Origin of the sequence: Cellulomonas sp. PhB143, assembly GCF_003752595.1 — a bacterium.
GTDB lineage: Bacteria > Actinomycetota > Actinomycetes > Actinomycetales > Cellulomonadaceae > Paraoerskovia.
The window spans coordinates 23,317-41,461 of record NZ_RKIJ01000013.1 but is presented as its reverse complement, the minus strand read 5'-3'; the positions used below and the strand labels follow the sequence as shown (position 1 = coordinate 41,461).

Here is an 18,145-nt window from a genome sequence, read left to right as displayed (position 1 = left end):
CGGGCCGGTCGCGCCCGGCGTCCCGGATGCTGCCCGGCGGATGCGTGCCATGGTCGCCTCGGCATACCCTCGGCCCATGGCAGCCCCCAAGGTCCTCGCGATCGTCCTGGCAGGAGGCGAGGGCAAGCGCCTGATGCCGCTCACCGCAGCCCGCGCCAAGCCCGCGGTGCCGTTCGGCGGCCTGTACCGCCTGGTCGACTTCGCCCTGTCGAACCTCGTCAACTCGCACTACCTGCAGATCGTCGTCCTGACGCAGTACAAGTCCCACAGCCTCGACCGGCACATCACCAAGACCTGGCGGATGTCCCCGCTGCTCGGCAACTACGTCGCCCCGGTCCCGGCGCAGCAGCGCGTCGGCAAGCACTGGTACCTCGGCAGCGCCGACGCGATCTACCAGTGCCTGAACGTCATCGAGGACGAACGCCCGGACATCGTCGTCGTCGTGGGTGCCGACCACGTGTACCGCATGGACTTCTCCCAGATGGTCGACGCCCACATCGCCTCCGGCGCGGAGTTCACCGTCGCGGGGATCCGTCAGCCCATCGCGATGGCCGACCAGTTCGGCGTCATCGACACCGACCCGCAGGACCCGACGCGGATCCGCGAGTTCCTCGAGAAGCCGACGGACCCGACGGGCCTGCCCGACTCCCCCGGCGAGATCCTCGCGTCGATGGGCAACTACGTCATCGACGCGGACGCGCTCATCGAGGCCGTCACGGCCGACGCCGCCAGCTCGGGCTCGCGCCACGACATGGGCGGCGACATCGCGCCCGCGTTCGTGGCCCGGGGCACGGCGCGGGTCTACGACTTCAAGGACAACGACGTCCCGGGCTCGACGGACCGCGACCGCGACTACTGGCGCGACGTGGGCACGATCGACTCCTACTACGAGGCCAACCAGGACCTCATCAGCATCGAGCCGGTCTTCAACCTCTACAACGACGAGTGGCCCCTGTTCACCGGGTACACGAGCCAGCCGCCCGCGAAGTTCGTGCACGCCGGTTCCGGGCGCCTCGGGCACGCGGCCGACTCGCTCGTCTCGCCGGGCGTCATCATCTCCGGGGCGACCGCGGTCGGCTCGATCCTCTCCCCCGGCGTGCGCCTGCACTCGTGGTCGTCGGTCTCCGACAGCGTGCTCATGGACGACGTCGTCGTCGACCGTCACGCGCAGGTGCACCGCGCCATCCTCGACAAGAACGTCTACGTCGCCGAGCGCGCCCGCGTCGGCCTCGACCCCGACCAGGACCGCGAGCGCGGCTTCACGGTCACCGCGTCCGGCCTGACGGTCGTGCCGAAGGGGACCGTGGTCGAGTGAGCGCTCCCGTCCCGGGCCCGGCGGCCCGACGGCTGCTGGTGATGGACGTCGACTCGACCCTGATCCAGGACGAGGTCATCGAGCTGATCGCCGAGCACGCGGGCACCCGCGCGGAGGTCGCCGCCGTCACCGAGCGCGCCATGCGCGGGGAGCTCGACTTCGCGGGCTCGCTGCGCGAGCGCGTCGCGACGCTCGCCGGGGTCCCCGTCTCGGCGCTCGACGACGTCCGGGCGCGTGCCCGCTACACGCCCGGCGCGCGGGAGCTCGTCGCGGAGGCGCACCGTCGCGGCTGGGTCGTCGCCCTCGTCTCGGGCGGGTTCGCGGAGGTCGTCGCGGGCCTCGCGGCGCCGCTGGGCATCACCCGGTTCCGGGCGAACCGGCTGGAGGTGGCCGACGGCGTCCTCACCGGCCGGACCACCGGTCCGGTCGTCGACCGGGCCGCCAAGGAGGTGGCGCTGCGGGAGTTCGCCGCGGCCGAGCAGGTCCCCCTCGAGCGCACCGTCGCGGTCGGCGACGGCGCGAACGACCTGGACATGATCGGCGCCGCGGGCGTCGGCATCGCCTTCGCGGCCAAGCCGCTCGTCGTCGCCCGGGCCCCGTACTCCGTCCCGGGCCCGCGCCTGGACGCGGTCCTGGACGTCGTCGACCGCGTCGACCGGGCCGCCCGCGCGCTCCTGTAGCCGGCGGTCAGCGGGGCGGGCGGTGCACCCGCACGAGCCGCGCGCCGCGCGGCTCCCAGGCCTGCCACGACGCGTCGGACTCCAGCACGCTGTAGGTGGCCGTCGGCACGCCCACGCGCACCTGCGCGACCGCCGACGTGTCCGAGCCCGTTCCGGCGAGGTGCTCGGCGGTCGCCGCCATCGTCGGCTCGTGGCCGACGACCAGGACGGTGCGCGCCCGCGCGTCCAGGCCGTGCACCACCTGCATGAGCTCGGCGACCCCGGCAGGGTAGAGCGCGTCCACCGTCCGCACCTCCGGGTCGACGTCCCCGAGGCGCGACGACGCGAGCTCCCACGTCTGGCGCGTGCGCACCGCCGGTGAGCACAGCACCAGGTCCGGGACCAGCCCGTCGGCGACCAGCGCCGTGCCGACGTTGCCGGCGTGCTTGCGGCCGACGAGCGCGAGTGGGCGCAGCACGTCGTCCGTCGCGCCGCCCGGCTCCGCCTTCGCGTGGCGCAGCAGGACGAGTCGGTGCAGGCCGCCCCCGGGTCCGGTCACCGACGTCAGAGCCCCATGGCGTGCACGCCGCCGTCGACGTGCACGATCTCCCCGGTGGTCGCCGGGAACCAGTCGGACAGCAGCGCCGCGACGGCGCGCGCCGCGGGCTCCGGGTCGGTCTGGTCCCACCCGAGGGGGGCCCGCTGCGGCCAGCCCTCCTCCATGGACGCGAAGCCCGGGATCGACTTGGCCGCGGTGGTGCGGACCGGTCCGGCCGAGACGAGGTTGCACCGGATGTTGTCCGGGCCCAGGTCGCGGGCGAGGTAGCGGCTCGTCGACTCGAACGCCGCCTTCGCGACGCCCATCCAGTCGTAGACGGGCCATGCGAAGCTCGCGTCGAACGTCAGGCCGACGATCGCGCCACCACCGGTCATCAGCGGCTTCGCGGCCACGGCGAGCGACTTGAGCGAGAACGCGGAGACCTCGAGCGCCGTCGCGACGTCGGCCCACTCCCCCGCGAGGAAGTTGCCGCCCATCACGGACTGCGGGGCGAACCCGATCGAGTGCACCACGCCGTCGAGGTGGTCGACGTGCTCGCGCACCGCGTCCGCGAGACCGGCGAGGTCGTCGTCGTCCGTCACGTCGAGCTGGACCACCGGTGCGGGCTGCGGGAGCCGGCGGGCGATCGCCTGCGTGAGGCGGAACTGCCGGCCGAACGAGGTGAGCACGACCTCGGCGCCCTCCTGCTGCGCGAGCCGGGCGACGTGGAACGCGATCGAGGCGTCGGTGAGCACCCCCGTGACGAGGAGCTTCTTGCCGTCGAGCAGACCCATGACTGTCCTTCCGTTCGAGATGCGTGCTGAGCGTACTGGGCCGCCGGACCGGGCGTGCGGAACGGCGGCGGAGCGGTCGACGACCGGGGTCAGTGCCCCATGCCGAGCCCGCCGTCGACGGGGATCACCGCGCCGCTGATGTAGGCGGCGGCGTCGGAGGCGAGGAAGCTCACCACGCCGGCGACCTCCTCGGGGCTGGCGAAGCGGTTCGCGGGGATCGACGCCTTGTACTGCTTCTGGCGCTCCTCGGGCAGCTCGGCGGTCATCGCCGTCTCGATGAACCCCGGCGCCACGACGTTCGCCGTGATCCCGCGGGCGCCGAGCTCGCGCGTCACCGATCGGGCGATGCCGACCAGCGCCGCCTTCGACGCCGAGTAGTTGACCTGACCCGCCCCGCCGAACAGACCGACGACCGACGAGATCAGGACGATGCGGCCGCGGCGCGCCCGGATCATGCCCTTCGACGCCCGCCGCACGCAGCGGAACGTCCCGGTGAGGTTGACGTCGACGACCGACTCGAACTCCTCGTCGGTCATCCGCATGAGCAGCTGGTCACGGGTGATGCCCGCGTTCGCGACGAGGACGTCGACCGTCCCGAGCTCCGCCTCGATCTGCGTGAAGGCCGCGTCGACGGCCGCCGTGTCCGTCACGTCCGCGACGGCGCCCAGGACGCCGTCGGGCAGGTCTCCGCCCCGGTAGATCGTGGCGACACGGTCGCCGTCGGCCACGAACCGCTCGGCGATGGCTCGGCCGATGCCGCGGGCCGCGCCCGTCACGACGACGGTGCGCGCACCGGTTCCGGTGGTCTCGGTCACGTCGGTACTCCCTGGTGTCGTGCTGCGTGTGCGCCGGCCGGGCCGGCCCACGGCCCGGTCGCCCGCACGACGCTACCGGCTGGCGCCCCCGGGAGGCGCCCCGGGACGGCCAGACGCGCGGGGCGCGGCTTGTCGGGTTCCGACAACCCGGACCCACGGGCCCGGGCGGAGCACCTAGACTGACCGGGTGAAGAGCACCCGTGCGCACGAGCCGGTGCAGAGCGTCACGCAGGCACCGCAAGCGTTGTCCGACGACCAGGCACGACGCTTTCGCAACTACGCGATCCAGATGTCCATCAGGACGCTCTGCTTCCTCGCGTGCGTCCTCATCGACAGCTGGGTCCGCTGGGTCTTCGCCGTCTTCGCGGTCTTCCTGCCGTACGTGGCCGTGCTGCTCGTCAACGCGGGGCGCGACCAGAAGCACACGGACGTAATGCGCGTCGACCGCCAGGTGATCGGCGCCGCACCGAGCGTGCAGACCCCGACCGGTGCGCCGGGCGGGCCGGCCCACCACGCTCCCGCCGCCCAGGAGCCCTGGGACCCGGAGCACGAGCGCGGGCACGACGACCCTCGGGACGGCGGTCACGACGGCGCGGCGCCCCCCGACGCCCCCGGCACCCACGACGCCGGCCCGGAGGACTCGCGATGAGCGGGATCGACGTCCTCGGCGGCGCGACGCCCGACGCCGTCGGCGACCTGGTGTGCAGCGCCAAGGGATGCCGGGACGAGGCCCGCTGGGGCCTGTTATGGAACAACCCCAAGATCCACACCCCGGAGCGCCGCAAGGTGTGGCTCGCGTGCGACGCGCACCGCGAGCACCTCGAGACGTTCCTGGGCGCGCGCAGCTTCTGGCGCACGACGGTCCCGGTGGCCGAGCTGCCGAGGATCGTCCCGTGACCGCGACGGCCCCGCCGGCCGCCCAGCCCCGCGCCGCGCCGCGCGAGCAGCCCGCCCGCACCCCGCGCGACTGGGTCGTGCTGGGCCTGGGGGTCGTCGTCCTCGCCGCCCTGTGCCTGCTGGCCGCGCAGTGGCAGTGGCACCGGTACGAGAACCGCGAGGCGGAGATCGCCGTCGTCCAGGAGAACTTCACCGCGGACCCGGTGCCCGCCGACCAGGCGCTGCCCGCGCCGGGCGAGCCGTTCGACCCGACGTCGGAGTGGCGGACCGTGGCGATGACGGGCCGCTACGACACGCAGCGGACCGTCCTGCTGCGCAACCGTCCGGTGGACGGCGAGGCCGGTTTCCACGTGCTGGTGCCGTTCGAGATCACCGCCGGCGGTCGCGCCGGGGACGTCGTCGTCGTCGACCGCGGGTTCGTGACCTGGGGCAAGGACGCGAACACCCCCGCGGCGATCGCCCAGCCGCCCGCCGGCACCGTCACCGCGGACGTCCGGCTGCGGCCCGACGAGCCCGCGGCGACGCGGGACGCGGGCCCGGGGCAGGTGCAGGCCATCTCGACCGAGCAGGTGCTCGACGCCGCCCCGGGCGGCGGGGCGTGGGCCGACGGACGCACGACGACCGCCTACGGCGCGCTCGTCTCGGAGGATCCCGCACCCGCCGAGGAGCTCGTGCCGCTGCCGGACCCTGACACCGACCCGGGCTCGCACCTGTCCTACACCGTGCAGTGGCTGATCTTCGCGCTCGGCGCGGTCGGCGGGTTCCTCCTGCTGATCCGGCGCGAGCGGGCGCCCCGGCTGGTCGCCGGCGACCTGCTCGACGAACCCGACGGCAGGGCCGCGCGGCGGCGGCGCCGGGCCGCGCGCCCGACCGAGGAGGAGATCGAGGACGCCTTCGTCGACGCGCAGGAGCAGGAGCGGGAGGCTGCGCGCTAGCCGATCCCGTGCCATGCGACCCGCGACGTCCTCGCGGGTCAGAGCCTGAGCAGCAGGGTGTCGGAGCCGCCCACGCGGCCCGCCCGGACGAAACCCCGACTCTCGTACAACCGCCGGGCCGTTTCGTTGCCGTCCTCGACGCTGAGGCTCACCGCCCGACGACCGGCGCCCCGCAGCGCGTCGACGCACGTGTCGAGCAGCGCCCGGCCGACACCCTGGCCGCGATACGGGGAGAGGACGGCCATGCCCAGCTCGGGGACGTCCTCGGACACGTACCCGTAGCCGGCCTCGCCCACCGGGACGACGCGCGCCCACGCGGCCCCGACGGGCTCACCGCTCGGCGCCTCGGCCACGACACCCAGGTCGGTGGACCGCCGCCAGCCGCGGAGGTGGTGCGCGTGCTGCGGGTCGGTGCGGACCTCGGCGAGCGTGACGCGTGTCTCACCGGTCCAGTTGAACGCCTCGACGAGCAGCCGCTCGAGGAGGTCGAGGTCGGACGACGTCGCGGGTCTCAGGTGCACCCGCACAGCGTGCGCGGCCCGCGCCTCGCGGATCAAGCGGATTCCCGGGGCGCCACGCGCCTCGGCGTCAGGCGAGCGAGACGAGCTCCGCGTAGCTGTCGTTCCAGAGGTCCTCGTCGCCGTCCGGCAGCAGCAGGACCCGCTCGGGGTTGAGCGCGGCGACCGCCCCGTCGTCGTGCGTGACCATCACGACCGCGCCCTCGTAGGTGGACAGCGCGCCGAGGATCTCTGCGCGCGAGGCCGGGTCGAGGTTGTTGGTCGGCTCGTCGAGCAGCAGGACGTTCGCGGAGGAGACCACGAGCGTCGCGAGCGCCAGGCGGGTCTTCTCGCCGCCGGAGAGCACCTTGGTGGGCTTGTCGGCGTCGTCCCCCGAGAACAGGAACGACCCGAGGACGCCGCGCACCTCGGTGTCGCCGAGGTCCGGCGCGGCGTGCCGCAGGTTCTCCACCACGGTGAGGTCCATGTCGAGGGTCTCGTGCTCCTGGGCGTAGTAGCCGAGCTTGAGCCCGTGCCCCGCGTGCACCTCGCCGGTGTCCGGGTCCTCGACGGCGCCGAGGATCCGCAGCAGCGTGGTCTTGCCCGCACCGTTGAACCCGAGCACCACCACGCGGCTGCCGCGGTCGATCGCGAGGTCGACCCCGGTGAACACCTCCTGCGAGCCGTACGCCTTCGACAGGCCGGTCGCGGTGAGCGGGGTGCGCCCGCACGGGGCCGGCTTCGGGAAGCGCAGGTGCGCGACCTTGTCGCTGACCCGCTCGCCCTCGAGCCCGGAAAGCATGCGCTCGGCGCGCTTGATCATGTTCTGCGCGGCGACGGCCTTGGTGGCCTTGGCCCGCATCTTCTCGGCCTGGGCGAGCAGCGTGCTGGCCTTCTTCTCGGCGTTCTGCCGCTCCCGACGGCGCCGGCGCTCGTCGGCCTCGCGCTGCTCCAGGTAGCCGTCCCAGCCCATGTTGTACTGGTCGATCTCGCCACGGTTGGCGTCCAGGTGGAACACCTTGTTGACGATCGCGCGCAGCAGGTCGTTGTCGTGGCTGATGACGATCAGGCCGCCCGAGTAGTTGCGCAGGTACTCGCGCAACCAGATGATCGAGTCCGCGTCCAGGTGGTTCGTCGGCTCGTCGAGGAGCAGCGTCTCGACGCCGGAGAACAGGATCCGGGCGAGCTCGATCCGGCGGCGCTGGCCGCCGGAGAGCGTGCCGAGGGTCTGGGCGAGGACGCGCTCGTCGAGCCCGAGGTTCGAGGTGATCGTCTCGGCCTCGCTCTCGGCGGCGTAGCCCCCCGCGGCGACGAACCGGGCCTCCAGGCGCGGGTACCGCTCCATCGCGGCCTCCTGCGTCTCCGGGTCGAGGCTCGCCATCGCTCCCTCGGTCTCGCGCATCTGCCGCACGATCTGGTCGATCCCCCGGGCCGAGAGGACGCGGTCCATCGCGAAGGTCTCGAGGTCGCCCGTGCGCGGGTCCTGCGGCAGGTAGCCGATCTCGTTGCCGCGCACGATCTTCCCGCCCGTCGGCTGCGTCTCGCCGGCGAGGGTCTTGGTCAGCGTGGTCTTGCCCGCGCCGTTGCGGCCGACGAGTCCGATCCGGTCGCCGGGGGCGATCCGGAAGGACGCGTCGTGCAGCAGGACGCGTGCGCCGATGCGCAGCTCGACGGACTGGGCGTTGATCACGGGGTTCCTTCGCACGAGGAGGCGCGCCGCGGAGCTCCAGGGCGCGAGGGACAAACGCCCACCAGTCTAGGCGCGCGCCCGCGGGCCGCGGGGGCCACGCCCCGTCCTGGGTCTGTGGGGCTCGACACCCGGCACCCTCGCCCGCCGGACGCCCTCGCCTCCCGGAGCCCCGACCGGCGAGCAGATCGTGGCCGACCTACGGTCGGCGTGACCCTGCCGGAGCACGCCCTCGCACCGCGCCGCAGCCGGCGGTAGCCCGGTCCGGCGCAGCACCACCGCACGTCGCCGGCTCCACCGTGCCCGCCAGCACCCAGGCGAACCTGCTCCTCCTTCTCGACGCTCGAGCCGAGCCGCGTCACCCGAGCTCCGGAGGCCGGTCCGTGACCCCCCGACCGCGCCGCGACCCACTCGCGGGCCGTGACGACGACGTCGGTCAGGTCGCCCACGGCGGCGAGCCCGGTCGCCCGCTGGCCCGACGACGCGGGGTCCGGCGGCACGAGCGTGGTCAGCGCCAGGTCGGCGTCGTCGAGGACGCGGAGCTGGTCGAGCAGCGCCGTGTCGGCGACCGGCCCGGTCAGCCGGCCGCGCGAGAGCTGGTCCACCACGAGCTTCGTGGTCTGCGCCGCCGACCCGGCCTCGGCGAGCGCGTCCGCCATGCTCCGCGCCCTCGCATCACGCCCCGATGATTCACCGGGGCGACCGTCGCCGCACGTCGGCCGCCGCAGCACCCCGTTCCGATGGTGACGAGTCCCGGGATGTGCTGTTCTCGGAGCAGCGCGGCTCCCGCCCCGGAAGCCCGTTCTCCGAGCATTGGACGTTTCGAGGAGGACCCATGAGCAGCAACGAACCTGGCGGCCGCGCCCAGCCCACGGTGGGCGAGCTGGTCTCCGATCTCGGCGAGAACCTCTCGCGGCTGGTCCGCGACGAGATCCGGCTCGCCACCACCGAGCTCAAGGAGTCGGCGAAGCACGCCGGCACGGGGGCCGGCATGTTCGGCGCGGCGGGGATCCTCGCCCTGTACGGATTCGGCGTCCTGATCGCGACCGGGGTGATCGCCCTCGCGCTGGTCGTGGACTGGTGGCTGGCGGCGCTCATCGTCGCGCTGGTCCTGTTCGCCGTCGCGGCCGTCGTCGCGCTGCTGGGCCGCAAGCAGCTCCAGCAGGCCTCGCCCACCCCCGAACGCACCATCGAGAACGTCAAGCGTGACGTCGCCGAGGTCAAGGAGGCCCGATCCGCATGAGCACCCCCGCAGGATCCACGGAACCCGGCCCGCTGCCCGACGACGGGCCGGCGGTTCCGTCGCCGTCCCCCGCTCCGGCCCCGCCCGCGCCCGACGCCGACGCGAGCGCCGACGAGATCGAGGCGGACATCCGCCGCACGCGCGAGGGGCTCGGCGAGACCGTCGACGCGCTCGCGCAGAAGTTCGACGTCAAGGCCCAGGCGAGCGCGCAGGTGACCGAGATAAAGCGCCGCACCGCGGCCCAGGTGGACGCTGCCCGCGACCAGGGCGCCGCGCTCGTCGACCGCGCCAAGCACGCCGCCCAGGACGAGCAGGGCAACACGCGTCCCGCGGTACCGGTAGCGCTCGGCGCGGTCGCCGCGGCTGCCCTCGTCGTGGTGGCCGTGGCCCGGAGACGGCGCCGATGACGACGGTCCCGGCGATCGCCGGGACCCACGAGATCTACCACGACCACGACCACGAGGAGCAGGGATGACAGGCGAACAGAAGTCCAGCACGTCCGCGAAGATCCTCTACCGGCCGGTCGGCCTCGCCGGCTCGGTGATCGGGGGGCTGCTCGCGGGGATCGTCTTCAAGCAGGTCTGGAAGCACGCCACGCCGGGTGACCCGACCGACCCGCCCACGTCGCTGCAGTCCGAGTACCCCCTGGGGCAGATCCTGCTCGCGGCGGCCGTCGAGGGCGCGATCTACTCGCTGATCAAGGCGTCCATCGACCGCGGCGGCGCGCGGCTCTTCCAGCGCGTGACCGGCGAGTGGCCCGGGGACTGACGCGGCACGACGACGGGGCGCGTCCGGGCGGCCCGTAGGCTCGCCGCGTGACCACCCGCCTGGCTCTGCTGGCCGTCTGCGTCGTCACGGCGACGGCGGGGCTCGCCACCCGCGGGCTGCCCGAGCCCGCGGGCGACCCGCTGGGTGACGTGCTCTACGCCGCGCTCGTGGCCGTCCTGTTCCTGCTCGCAAGCCCAGGGACACGGCCGAGGTCCGCCGCGCTCGTGGCGCTGACCGCCTGCGTCGCGCTCGAGCTCTTCCAGCTCACACCGGTCCCGCAGGAGCTCTCCGGGCGGTGGCCGGCGAGCAGGCTCCTGCTCGGCACGACCTTCGCGGCCGTCGACCTGCTCTGGTACGCGGCGGGCGCCGCGATCGGCGCGCTCGTCGGCGGAGCCGTCGTGCGACTCATGGCGAGCCCCGGGCCGTCGCCGGTTCGCGACCAAACCTAGCGGTAGGTATGGTGCTCCCATGAGCACCTCGACCGATGCGCGCGACCGGCTCGTCGCCGCCGCGCAGGAGCAGTTCGCCGCCCGCGGCGTCGGCCCCACCAGCCCCCGCCAGGTCCTGGCAGCCAGCGGCGTCGGCCAGGGCAGCCTCTACCACCACTTCCCCACCAAGCACGACCTGGCGCTGGCCGCCGTCGGCGCCACGGTCGACGACGCCCTGGGTGCCGCCCGGCGAGACCTCGCCGGGTCCGCGGACCCGGTCGCCCGGGTCCTGGCCTATCTCGAGCGCCCCCGCGACGCGCTCGCCGGCTGCACGGTCGGCCGCCTCACGAGCGACGAGACGGTCATCGACGACGACGCGCTGCACGACGTCGTCGCGGACTACTTCGCCCGGCTCCTCGACGCCCTCGCCGCCACGTTCCGCGAGACCGGCCTGCCCGACGACGCCGCGCGCGACCGCGCGCACACCGCCGTCGCCGTCGTCCAGGGGGGGTACGTCCTCGCCCGCGCCACCCGCGACCCCGAGGCGATGCGCGCCGCCGTGCGAGGCCTCGCCACCATCCTTCAGGGGACCCCGTGACCACCGTGACGCACGCCCTCGCCGACGCCGACGCGGCGCTCGGGACGCTGGTCGACGCGGTGCGCGCCCTCCCTGCCGACGCCGGGTCGGGCCCGTCGCTGCTCCCTGGCTGGACGCGCGGGCACGTGCTGTCCCACGTGACGAACGTCGGGCACGCGATGGCACGCCAGGCCGAGCACGCCGGCCGGGGCACCACGATCGAGCCGTACGACGGCGGCAGGGCGGGCCGCGACGCGGCCATCGAGGCGGGCGCGGGCCGCACGGCGACCCAGCACGTCGCCGCGCTGGAGGCCGCCCGGGCGCGGCTCGCGGCGTCGTGGCCGGCTCCGGGCGCCCCGGCATGGTCCGCGCCGGTCGCCTACCGCGACGGCGTGCTCACGGACGTCGCGCTCGCCTGGTGGCGCGAGGCGCGCATCCACGCGGTCGACGCCGTCGTCGGCATCGACGTCGACGCCTGGGACGACGCCTTCTGCGCCCACCTGCGCTCGTTCCTCGCGGAGCGGCTGCCCGACGGCGTGCGGCTGCCCGACGGCGCGGACGCCGTCGAGCTCGAGGGCGCGCCGCGCGACGTGGCCGCCTGGCTGGCGGGCCGGACGCCCGCCGGGCCGGTCACCGCCCGCCGGCACGGCGTCGACGTCGCTCTCCCCGAGCTGGGGCCGTGGCCCTCCTCCACGCGGTGACGCCGCACGGCTGAGGGCCCGGGCGACGCCCGGACGACCGACCTCAGACGTTGAAGCCGAGCGCCCGCAGCTGCTCGCGGCCGTCGTCGGTGATCTTCTCCGGCCCCCACGGCGGCATCCACACCCAGTTCACGCGCATGCCGGTGACGATCCCGTCGAGCGCCTCGCTCGTCTGGTCCTCGATGACGTCCGTGAGCGGGCACGCGGCCGAGGTCAGCGTCATGTCGATGATCGCCTGGTTGTTCTGGTCGATCTGGACCCCGTAGACGAGCCCGAGGTCGACGACGTTGATGCCGAGCTCGGGGTCGATGACGTCCCGCATCGCCTCCTCGACGTCGGCGGCGGTCGGCGGCGTGGGCGCCGCAGAGATGTCCGTGCTCATGCCTGCTCCTTCGTGGTCATGACCCCGGCGGTCACCAGGGAGTCCTTCAGCGCGGCCCAGCCGAGCAGCGCGCACTTGATCCGTGCGGGGTACTGCGCGACCCCGGTGAACGCGACGGCGTCGCCGAGCTCCTCCTCCGCGTCCGCGTCGTCGAGCCCCTTGCCCCGCGAACCCATGAGCTCACGGAAGACCTCCCCGGTCCGCTCGACCTCGATGACCGGGCGGCCGCTGACGAGGTCGTGCAGCACGGAGATGGAGGCCTGCGAGATCGAGCAGCCCTGGCCCTCCCAGCTCACCCCGGTCACGGTCGGCACGCTCGACCCGTCCGCGCCCGCGACGTCGGCGACCTCGACCCGCAAGGTCACCTCGTCGCCGCACGTCGGGTTGACCTGGTGCGACTCGCCGGCGACGTGCCCCGCCGCGGTCTCCACCAGGCCCTTGCCCTGCGGGGCCTTCGCGTGATCGAGGATCACCTGCTGGTACATCTGCTCGAGCGAGCTCATCGGTGCGGCTCTCCTGTCGCGTTCGCTGAAGTGGTGCGGGCGGTGCAGCCCGTGCGGCTCGCCGTGGTCCCGGGCGTCATGCCACCGAGAAGAACGTCCGGACCCCGGCGAGGGATTCCCGCAGGGCCGCGACGTCGTCGGCCGTGGTGTACACGGAGGCGGACGCGCGCGCCGTGGCGGCGATCCCGAACCGGCGGTGCAGCGGCTGCGCGCAGTGGTGACCCACCCGCACGGCCACCCCCGCGTCGTCGAGCACCTGCCCGACGTCGTGCGCGTGCACCCCGTCCACGACGAACGACACGACCGCCAGGCGGTCGGTCGCCTCGCTCGGCCCGATGATCCGCACCCCGGGCAGGTCGCCGACGCCCAGCAGGTCGGCCGCGAGCTCGCGCTCGTGGGCGGCGACCGCGTCCATGCCGAGGTCGGACAGGTACGTGGCCGCGGCGCCGAGGGCGACCGCCTGCGCCACCATCTGCGTCCCGGCCTCGAACCGCTGCGGCGGGGGCATGTAGGTCGTCTCCGTCATGGTGACGACCTCGATCATCGACCCGCCCGTCGTGACCGGCGGCAGGGCCTCGAGCAGCTCGCGGCGCCCGTACAGGACCCCGACGCCCGTCGGCCCGAGCATCTTGTGCCCGGAGAACGCGGCGAAGTCCACGCCGAGGGCGTGCAGGTCGACGGGGATGTTCGGCACGCTCTGGCACGCGTCGAGCACGGTCAGCGCCCCGACCTCGCGGGCGCGGGCCACGAGCCGCGCGACCGGCGTGATCGCACCCGTCACGTTCGACGCGTGGGTGAACGCCAGCACCCTGGTGCGCTCGGTGACGACGTCCGCGGCCTCGTCCACGCGGATCCGGCCGTCGTCGTCCACCCCGAGCCAGCGGACCACGGCGCCCGTGCGGGCGGCGAGCTCCTGCCACGGGACGATGTTCGCGTGGTGCTCCGCCTCGGTGATGACGATCTCGTCGCCGGGCGCGAGCGCGAACCGGCGCGCCGCGTCGCCGCCGCGCCCGAGGGTCGCGTTGGACAGCCCGTACGCCACGAGGTTGATCGCCGCCGTCGCCCCGGACGTCCACACGATCTCGCCGACGTCCGCGCCCACGAACCGCGCGATCGAGGCCCGGGCGTCCTCGAACGCCTCCGTCGCCTCCTCCGCGAGCTGGTGCGCGCCGCGGTGGACGGCGGCGTTGCGCTTCTCGTAGAAGTCCTGCTCCGCGTCGAGGACGGGGTTGGGCTTCTGGGAGGTCGCCGCCGAGTCGAGGTACACCAGCCGGCGCCCGCCGCGCACGGTGCGCTCGAGGATGGGGAAGTCCGCGCGGACGGCCGCGAGCTCCCGCGGGCTCAGCGCGGTGTACGTCGGGCAGTGCGGCTGCAGCTGGGCTGCCTGCACCGCCGACGCGTCTGCCGTGGTCGTCATCCTCGTCCTCCTGGGGCTGCTGTGGCTGCTGGGGGCCCGCTCGGTCCGCGGCGGGGAGGCGAACCCGCCCCGCCGCGGTGCGGCGTCAGAGTGCCGCGGCCTCGGTACCGGTGAGGAAGCGGTCGTAGCCCTCCTCCTCGAGCCGGTCGGCGAGCTCGGAGCCGCCCTCCTCGGCGATGCGACCGGCGACGAAGACGTGCACGAAGTCCGGCTTGATGTAGCGCAGGATGCGCGTGTAGTGCGTGATGAGCAGGAAGCCCGCGTCGGTGTTCTCCTTCACGCGGTTCACGCCCTCCGAGACGATCCGCAGCGCGTCGACGTCCAGGCCGGAGTCCGTCTCGTCGAGCACCGCGAACTTCGGCTTGAGCAGCTCGAGCTGGAGGATCTCGTGGCGCTTCTTCTCGCCGCCGGAGAAGCCCTCGTTGACCGAGCGCTCGGCGAAGGTCGAGTCCATGCGCAGCTGCTCCATGGCGACCTTGACGTCCTTGACCCAGTGCCGCAGCTTCGGGGCCTCGCCGTCGATGGCGGTCTTCGCGGTGCGCAGGAAGTTCGAGACGCTGACGCCCGGCACCTCCACGGGGTACTGCATCGCGAGGAACAGGCCGGCGCGGGCGCGCTCGTCGACGGTCATCGCGAGGACGTCCTCGCCGTCGAGCGTCACCGAGCCGCCGGTGACCTGGTACTTCGGGTGACCGGCGAGCGAGTACGCCAGCGTCGACTTGCCCGAGCCGTTGGGGCCCATGATGGCGTGCGTCTGGCCGCTGTCGATCGTCAGGTCGACGCCGCGGAGGATGGGCTTGGGGCCCTCCTTCGTCTCGACGCTGACGTGCAGGTCGTTGATCTCAAGAGTGGACATGCGGTTTCTCTCCAGGAGTCTTCTGTGCGCGTTCAGTGGGAGGTGACCATGGCGTCGACGTCGACGAGCACGCGCTCGCCGTCGACGGTCACGGGGTACACGGGGACGGGGCGGGTGGCGGGCAGCTGCTTGGGCTCACCGGTGCGCAGGTCGAACTGCGAGCCGTGCAGCCAGCACTCGATCAGGCACCCCTCCACCTCGCCGTCCGAGAGGGAGACGGCGCCGTGCGAGCACACGTCGGAGATGGCGTGCCAGCCGCCGTCGGCGTCGCGGGCGACCGCGACCTCCACCGGCCCGCCGGCGCCCTCGAGCTCGACCCGCAGCGTCCCCTCCACGGGGACGTCGGAGGTCAGGCACGCGAGCTGAGCGCTCATGCGCCCGCCTCGATCACGCTCATCGACTTGGCCAGCTCCGCCTCGATCGACGCGAGCAGGCGCTCCTCGACCACGTCGACGCCGATCTCGTGGATGAGCTCGGCGAAGAACCCGCGCACCACGAGGCGACGGGCGTCCGCCTCCGGGATGCCCCGGGCCTGCAGGTAGAAGAGCTGCTCGTCGTCGAACCGGCCGGTGGCCGAGGCGTGCCCGGCCCCCTCGATCTCGCCGGTCTCGATCTCGAGGTTCGGCACCGAGTCGGCCCGCGCCCCGTCGGTCAGGACGAGGTTGCGGTTCAGCTCGTAGGTGTCGGTGCCCTCCGCCTCGGCACGGATCAGGACGTCCCCGACCCAGACCGTGTGCGCGCCCTCGCCCTGCAGCGCGCCCTTGTACGTCACACGGGACTTGCAGCGCGGGACGGCGTGGTCGACGAACAGCCGGTGCTCCTGGTGCTGGTCGGTGTCGGCGAAGTACAGACCGACCATCTCGACCTCGCCGCCCTCGCCGACGAACTCGGCGTCGGGCGTCACGCGCACGACGTCGCCGCCGAAGGTGACGACGACGTGCTTGAGCCGCCCGTCCTTGCCGATCCGCGCGCGGTGCGAGCTCGCGTGCACGGCGCCGGCCGTCCAGTCCTGCACGGACACGACGGTGAGCTGAGCACCCTCGTCGACGACGATCTCGACGGTCTCGGTCAGCGTCGCCGAGCCCACGTGGTCGAGGACGACGACCGCGGAGCTGTTCTCCTGCGCGTGCAGCAGCAGGTGCGCGGCCGTCGGGTCGGACGACGTGCCCTCGATGCGCACGGACGTCACGTCGGACGCCGTCACGCCGGCGGGCACCGTCACGACCGTCGCCTCGGCGACGGCGTTCCAGGCGACGACGGCGGTCCGGTCGCCCGGGCGACCGGCGCGGCCGAGCCGCTCGTCGTCCCGGCCCACGATCTCCACGTCGACCTCGGGCGCGTCGACGACGGTCGTGATGATCCCGGCGCCGGAGATGCCCTCGTCGAAGAGCGGCGCGAGCCGCGCGACCGGCGAGAAGCGCCACTCCTCCTCGCGCCCGGAGGGCACCGGGATGGCGGCGAGGTCGAAGGACGTCAGCCGCTCGGCTCGCGAGCCCTGCGGCTTGCCGCCGACGCCGTGCGAGTGCGCGGCGTCCGCGGTGGCGCGGGTGTGGTCGGTGGCCAGGCCCTGGGGCTCGGCGCCGCCGAACGCGGCGGCCTCCTCGGCCGTGGGCGTGCTGGTCTCGGTGGTGCTTGCGGTAGTCATTTAGCCGACGGACCCTTCCATCTGCAGCTCGATGAGGCGGTTGAGCTCGAGCGCGTACTCCATGGGCAGCTCGCGCGCGATGGGCTCGACGAACCCGCGCACGATCATGGCCATGGCCTCGGTCTCGGTCATGCCTCGGGACATCAGGTAGAACAGCTGGTCCTCGCTCACGCGGGAGACCGTGGCCTCGTGGCCCATCGAGACGTCGTCCTCGCGGACGTCGACGTACGGGTACGTGTCCGACCGGGAGATCTGGTCGACGAGGAGCGCGTCGCAGAGCACGTTCGAGGCGGAGTGCTCCGCGCCCTCGAGGACCTGGACCAGCCCGCGGTAGGACGTGCGCCCGCCGCCGCGCGCGACCGACTTCGAGACGATCGAGGACGACGTGTGGGGCGCGGCGTGCACCATCTTCGAGCCGGCGTCCTGGTGCTGTCCCTCGCCGGCGAACGCGATGGACAGCGTCTCCCCGCGCGCGTGCTCGCCCAGGAGGTAGATCGCCGGGTACTTCATGGTGACCTTGGAGCCGATGTTGCCGTCGACCCACTCCATCGTCGCGCCCTCGGCGGCCGTGGCGCGCTTGGTGACGAGGTTGTAGACGTTGTTCGACCAGTTCTGGATCGTCGTGTAGCGCACGCGGGCGTTCTTCTTGACGATGATCTCCACGACGGCCGAGTGCAGGGAGTCGCTCGAGTAGACCGGCGCGGTGCAGCCCTCGACGTAGTGCACGTACGAGCCCTCGTCCGCGATGATCAGCGTCCGCTCGAACTGGCCCATGTTCTCGGTGTTGATCCGGAAGTAGGCCTGCAGCGGGATCTCCACGTGCACGCCCGGCGGCACGTAGACGAACGAGCCGCCCGACCACACCGCGGTGTTGAGCGCCGCGAACTTGTTGTCGCCCGACGGGATGACGGTGCCGAAGTACTCCTCGAACAGCTCGGGGTGCTCGCGCAGGCCCGTGTCGGTGTCCATGAAGATGACGCCCTGCTGCTCCAGGTCCTCGCGGATCTGGTGGTAGACGACCTCGGACTCGTACTGCGCGGCCACGCCGGCGACGAGCTGCTGCTTCTCGGCCTCGGGGATGCCCAGGCGGTCGTACGTCGCCTTGATGTCCTCCGGCAGGTCCTCCCAGGAGGTCGCCTGCTTCTCCGTGGAGCGCACGAAGTACTTGATGTTGTCGAAGTCGATGCCCGACAGGTCGGAGCCCCAGCTCGGCATCGGCTTCTTCTCGAAGAGCCGCAGCGCCTTGAGCCGGCGCTTGAGCATCCACTCGGGCTCGCTCTTCAGCGCCGAGATGTTCTGCACGACGGCGTCCGACAGCCCGCGCTGCGCGGACATCCCGGCGGCGTCGCTGTCGTGCCAGCCGTACTCGTACGAGCCGATCGAGGCGATGATCTCGTCGTCCGACTGCGGGGTCACGTTCGGTGTGTCCTGCGTGGGAGCGCTCATGTCAGTCCTTCCGCGTTCCTGGGGCGTGCAACGGGGCGTGCA

Annotated in this window: 23 protein-coding genes; 11 read left to right on the top strand and 12 right to left on the bottom strand. The window is 73.3% G+C overall.

Features of this window, described 5'->3' with window-relative positions; all coding sequences use genetic code 11:
* The first annotated feature begins 76 nt into the window (after positions 1-76).
* Positions 77-1,315: a glucose-1-phosphate adenylyltransferase gene (locus tag EDF32_RS10320; RefSeq protein ID WP_123308473.1), complete on the top strand. Its 1,239-nt coding sequence runs from the start codon at positions 77-79 to the stop codon at positions 1,313-1,315.
* Positions 1,312-1,995 (top strand): phosphoserine phosphatase SerB, encoded by a 684-nt coding sequence (gene serB, locus EDF32_RS10315; RefSeq protein ID WP_370449963.1) that lies wholly within the window; start codon positions 1,312-1,314, stop codon positions 1,993-1,995. Before EDF32_RS10320 ends, serB begins: the two co-directional genes overlap by 4 nt.
* 7 nt (positions 1,996-2,002) lie before the next feature.
* Here serB and EDF32_RS10310 read toward each other — a convergent pair whose 3' ends face one another.
* The 3 genes from EDF32_RS10310 to fabG form a co-directional block, all read right to left on the bottom strand.
* Positions 2,003-2,533, bottom strand: coding sequence for a histidine phosphatase family protein (locus EDF32_RS10310; protein WP_233565858.1), 531 nt, complete (start codon positions 2,531-2,533; stop codon positions 2,003-2,005).
* A 5-nt stretch (positions 2,534-2,538) separates the two neighbouring features.
* On the bottom strand, positions 2,539-3,306 hold the full coding sequence (fabI, locus tag EDF32_RS10305; RefSeq protein WP_123308472.1) for an enoyl-ACP reductase FabI: 768 nt from the start codon (positions 3,304-3,306) through the stop codon (positions 2,539-2,541).
* A gap of 89 nt (positions 3,307-3,395) precedes the next feature.
* Positions 3,396-4,121 (bottom strand): 3-oxoacyl-ACP reductase FabG, encoded by a 726-nt coding sequence (fabG, locus tag EDF32_RS10300; RefSeq protein ID WP_123308471.1) that lies wholly within the window; start codon positions 4,119-4,121, stop codon positions 3,396-3,398.
* Positions 4,122-4,308: 187 nt separating this feature from the next.
* On the opposite strand from fabG, the gene EDF32_RS10295 reads away from it, so the two are divergent.
* Genes EDF32_RS10295 through EDF32_RS10285 form a run of 3 tightly spaced genes read left to right on the top strand, consistent with a single transcriptional unit; the run spans position 4,309 to position 5,953 of the window.
* Positions 4,309-4,770, top strand: coding sequence for a DUF3099 domain-containing protein (locus tag EDF32_RS10295; RefSeq protein ID WP_123308470.1), 462 nt, complete (start codon positions 4,309-4,311; stop codon positions 4,768-4,770).
* Positions 4,767-5,018, top strand: a complete 252-nt coding sequence (locus EDF32_RS10290; protein ID WP_123308469.1) for a hypothetical protein — start codon at positions 4,767-4,769, stop codon at positions 5,016-5,018. The genes EDF32_RS10295 and EDF32_RS10290 overlap by 4 nt, the downstream gene beginning before the upstream one ends.
* On the top strand, positions 5,015-5,953 hold the full coding sequence (locus tag EDF32_RS10285; RefSeq protein ID WP_123308468.1) for an SURF1 family protein: 939 nt from the start codon (positions 5,015-5,017) through the stop codon (positions 5,951-5,953). Before EDF32_RS10290 ends, EDF32_RS10285 begins: the two co-directional genes overlap by 4 nt.
* A gap of 38 nt (positions 5,954-5,991) precedes the next feature.
* Here EDF32_RS10285 and EDF32_RS10280 read toward each other — a convergent pair whose 3' ends face one another.
* Positions 5,992-6,474 carry a GNAT family N-acetyltransferase gene (locus tag EDF32_RS10280; RefSeq protein ID WP_123308714.1) on the bottom strand — a complete coding sequence of 161 codons (483 nt, stop codon included), beginning with the start codon at positions 6,472-6,474 and terminating at the stop codon, positions 5,992-5,994.
* 67 nt (positions 6,475-6,541) lie between these two features.
* Complete coding sequence (locus EDF32_RS10275) at positions 6,542-8,140, bottom strand: ABC-F family ATP-binding cassette domain-containing protein (RefSeq protein ID WP_123308467.1); 1,599 nt, start codon at positions 8,138-8,140, stop codon at positions 6,542-6,544.
* Between the two features lie 832 nt (positions 8,141-8,972).
* On the opposite strand from EDF32_RS10275, the gene EDF32_RS10265 reads away from it, so the two are divergent.
* The 6 genes from EDF32_RS10265 (at position 8,973) to EDF32_RS10240 (ending at position 11,854) form a co-directional block, all read left to right on the top strand.
* Positions 8,973-9,380 carry a phage holin family protein gene (locus EDF32_RS10265; RefSeq protein ID WP_123308465.1) on the top strand — a complete coding sequence of 136 codons (408 nt, stop codon included), beginning with the start codon at positions 8,973-8,975 and terminating at the stop codon, positions 9,378-9,380.
* Complete coding sequence (locus EDF32_RS10260) at positions 9,377-9,787, top strand: DUF3618 domain-containing protein (RefSeq protein WP_123308464.1); 411 nt, start codon at positions 9,377-9,379, stop codon at positions 9,785-9,787. The genes EDF32_RS10265 and EDF32_RS10260 overlap by 4 nt, the downstream gene beginning before the upstream one ends.
* 64 nt (positions 9,788-9,851) lie before the next feature.
* Positions 9,852-10,148 (top strand): DUF4235 domain-containing protein, encoded by a 297-nt coding sequence (locus tag EDF32_RS10255; protein ID WP_123308463.1) that lies wholly within the window; start codon positions 9,852-9,854, stop codon positions 10,146-10,148.
* Between the two features lie 47 nt (positions 10,149-10,195).
* Positions 10,196-10,597 carry a DUF2809 domain-containing protein gene (locus tag EDF32_RS10250; RefSeq protein ID WP_123308462.1) on the top strand — a complete coding sequence of 134 codons (402 nt, stop codon included), beginning with the start codon at positions 10,196-10,198 and terminating at the stop codon, positions 10,595-10,597.
* 19 nt (positions 10,598-10,616) lie between these two features.
* Positions 10,617-11,174: a TetR/AcrR family transcriptional regulator gene (locus EDF32_RS10245; RefSeq protein WP_123308461.1), complete on the top strand. Its 558-nt coding sequence runs from the start codon at positions 10,617-10,619 to the stop codon at positions 11,172-11,174.
* Positions 11,171-11,854, top strand: a complete 684-nt coding sequence (locus EDF32_RS10240; RefSeq protein ID WP_123308460.1) for a maleylpyruvate isomerase family mycothiol-dependent enzyme — start codon at positions 11,171-11,173, stop codon at positions 11,852-11,854. The genes EDF32_RS10245 and EDF32_RS10240 overlap by 4 nt, the downstream gene beginning before the upstream one ends.
* 43 nt (positions 11,855-11,897) lie before the next feature.
* On the opposite strand, the gene EDF32_RS10235 is transcribed toward EDF32_RS10240, so the two are convergent.
* The 7 genes from EDF32_RS10235 to sufB form a co-directional block, all read right to left on the bottom strand.
* Complete coding sequence (locus EDF32_RS10235) at positions 11,898-12,236, bottom strand: metal-sulfur cluster assembly factor (protein ID WP_123308459.1); 339 nt, start codon at positions 12,234-12,236, stop codon at positions 11,898-11,900.
* On the bottom strand, positions 12,233-12,739 hold the full coding sequence (gene sufU / locus EDF32_RS10230) for a Fe-S cluster assembly sulfur transfer protein SufU (RefSeq protein WP_123308458.1): 507 nt from the start codon (positions 12,737-12,739) through the stop codon (positions 12,233-12,235). The genes EDF32_RS10235 and sufU overlap by 4 nt, the downstream gene beginning before the upstream one ends.
* Positions 12,740-12,815: 76 nt before the next feature.
* Complete coding sequence (locus tag EDF32_RS10225; protein WP_123308457.1) at positions 12,816-14,156, bottom strand: SufS family cysteine desulfurase; 1,341 nt, start codon at positions 14,154-14,156, stop codon at positions 12,816-12,818.
* Positions 14,157-14,241: 85 nt separating this feature from the next.
* Positions 14,242-15,012, bottom strand: a complete 771-nt coding sequence (gene sufC, locus EDF32_RS10220; protein ID WP_123308456.1) for a Fe-S cluster assembly ATPase SufC — start codon at positions 15,010-15,012, stop codon at positions 14,242-14,244.
* Positions 15,013-15,044: 32 nt separating this feature from the next.
* The gene (locus tag EDF32_RS10215; RefSeq protein WP_123308455.1) at positions 15,045-15,386 is read right to left on the bottom strand and encodes a non-heme iron oxygenase ferredoxin subunit; all 342 of its coding nucleotides are present in this window, start codon (positions 15,384-15,386) and stop codon (positions 15,045-15,047) included.
* Complete coding sequence (gene sufD / locus EDF32_RS10210) at positions 15,383-16,657, bottom strand: Fe-S cluster assembly protein SufD (protein ID WP_123308454.1); 1,275 nt, start codon at positions 16,655-16,657, stop codon at positions 15,383-15,385. Before sufD ends, EDF32_RS10215 begins: the two co-directional genes overlap by 4 nt.
* The gene (gene sufB, locus EDF32_RS10205) at positions 16,658-18,103 is read right to left on the bottom strand and encodes a Fe-S cluster assembly protein SufB (protein ID WP_123308453.1); all 1,446 of its coding nucleotides are present in this window, start codon (positions 18,101-18,103) and stop codon (positions 16,658-16,660) included.
* Positions 18,104-18,145: the final 42 nt, after the last annotated feature.

Coding starts and splice junctions, on each gene's coding strand:
- EDF32_RS10215 (WP_123308455.1), bottom strand. CDS start 15,386: ATGAGCGCTCAGCTCGCGTGCCTGACCTCCGACGTCCCCGTGGAGGGG.
- EDF32_RS10225 (WP_123308457.1), bottom strand. CDS start 14,156: ATGACGACCACGGCAGACGCGTCGGCGGTGCAGGCAGCCCAGCTGCAG.
- EDF32_RS10235 (WP_123308459.1), bottom strand. CDS start 12,236: ATGAGCACGGACATCTCTGCGGCGCCCACGCCGCCGACCGCCGCCGAC.
- EDF32_RS10290 (WP_123308469.1), top strand. CDS start 4,767: ATGAGCGGGATCGACGTCCTCGGCGGCGCGACGCCCGACGCCGTCGGC.
- EDF32_RS10245 (WP_123308461.1), top strand. CDS start 10,617: ATGAGCACCTCGACCGATGCGCGCGACCGGCTCGTCGCCGCCGCGCAG.
- sufC (WP_123308456.1), bottom strand. CDS start 15,012: ATGTCCACTCTTGAGATCAACGACCTGCACGTCAGCGTCGAGACGAAG.
- EDF32_RS10320 (WP_123308473.1), top strand. CDS start 77: ATGGCAGCCCCCAAGGTCCTCGCGATCGTCCTGGCAGGAGGCGAGGGC.
- EDF32_RS10260 (WP_123308464.1), top strand. CDS start 9,377: ATGAGCACCCCCGCAGGATCCACGGAACCCGGCCCGCTGCCCGACGAC.
- sufU (WP_123308458.1), bottom strand. CDS start 12,739: ATGAGCTCGCTCGAGCAGATGTACCAGCAGGTGATCCTCGATCACGCG.
- sufD (WP_123308454.1), bottom strand. CDS start 16,657: ATGACTACCGCAAGCACCACCGAGACCAGCACGCCCACGGCCGAGGAG.
- sufB (WP_123308453.1), bottom strand. CDS start 18,103: ATGAGCGCTCCCACGCAGGACACACCGAACGTGACCCCGCAGTCGGAC.
- EDF32_RS10255 (WP_123308463.1), top strand. CDS start 9,852: ATGACAGGCGAACAGAAGTCCAGCACGTCCGCGAAGATCCTCTACCGG.
- fabI (WP_123308472.1), bottom strand. CDS start 3,306: ATGGGTCTGCTCGACGGCAAGAAGCTCCTCGTCACGGGGGTGCTCACC.
- EDF32_RS10265 (WP_123308465.1), top strand. CDS start 8,973: ATGAGCAGCAACGAACCTGGCGGCCGCGCCCAGCCCACGGTGGGCGAG.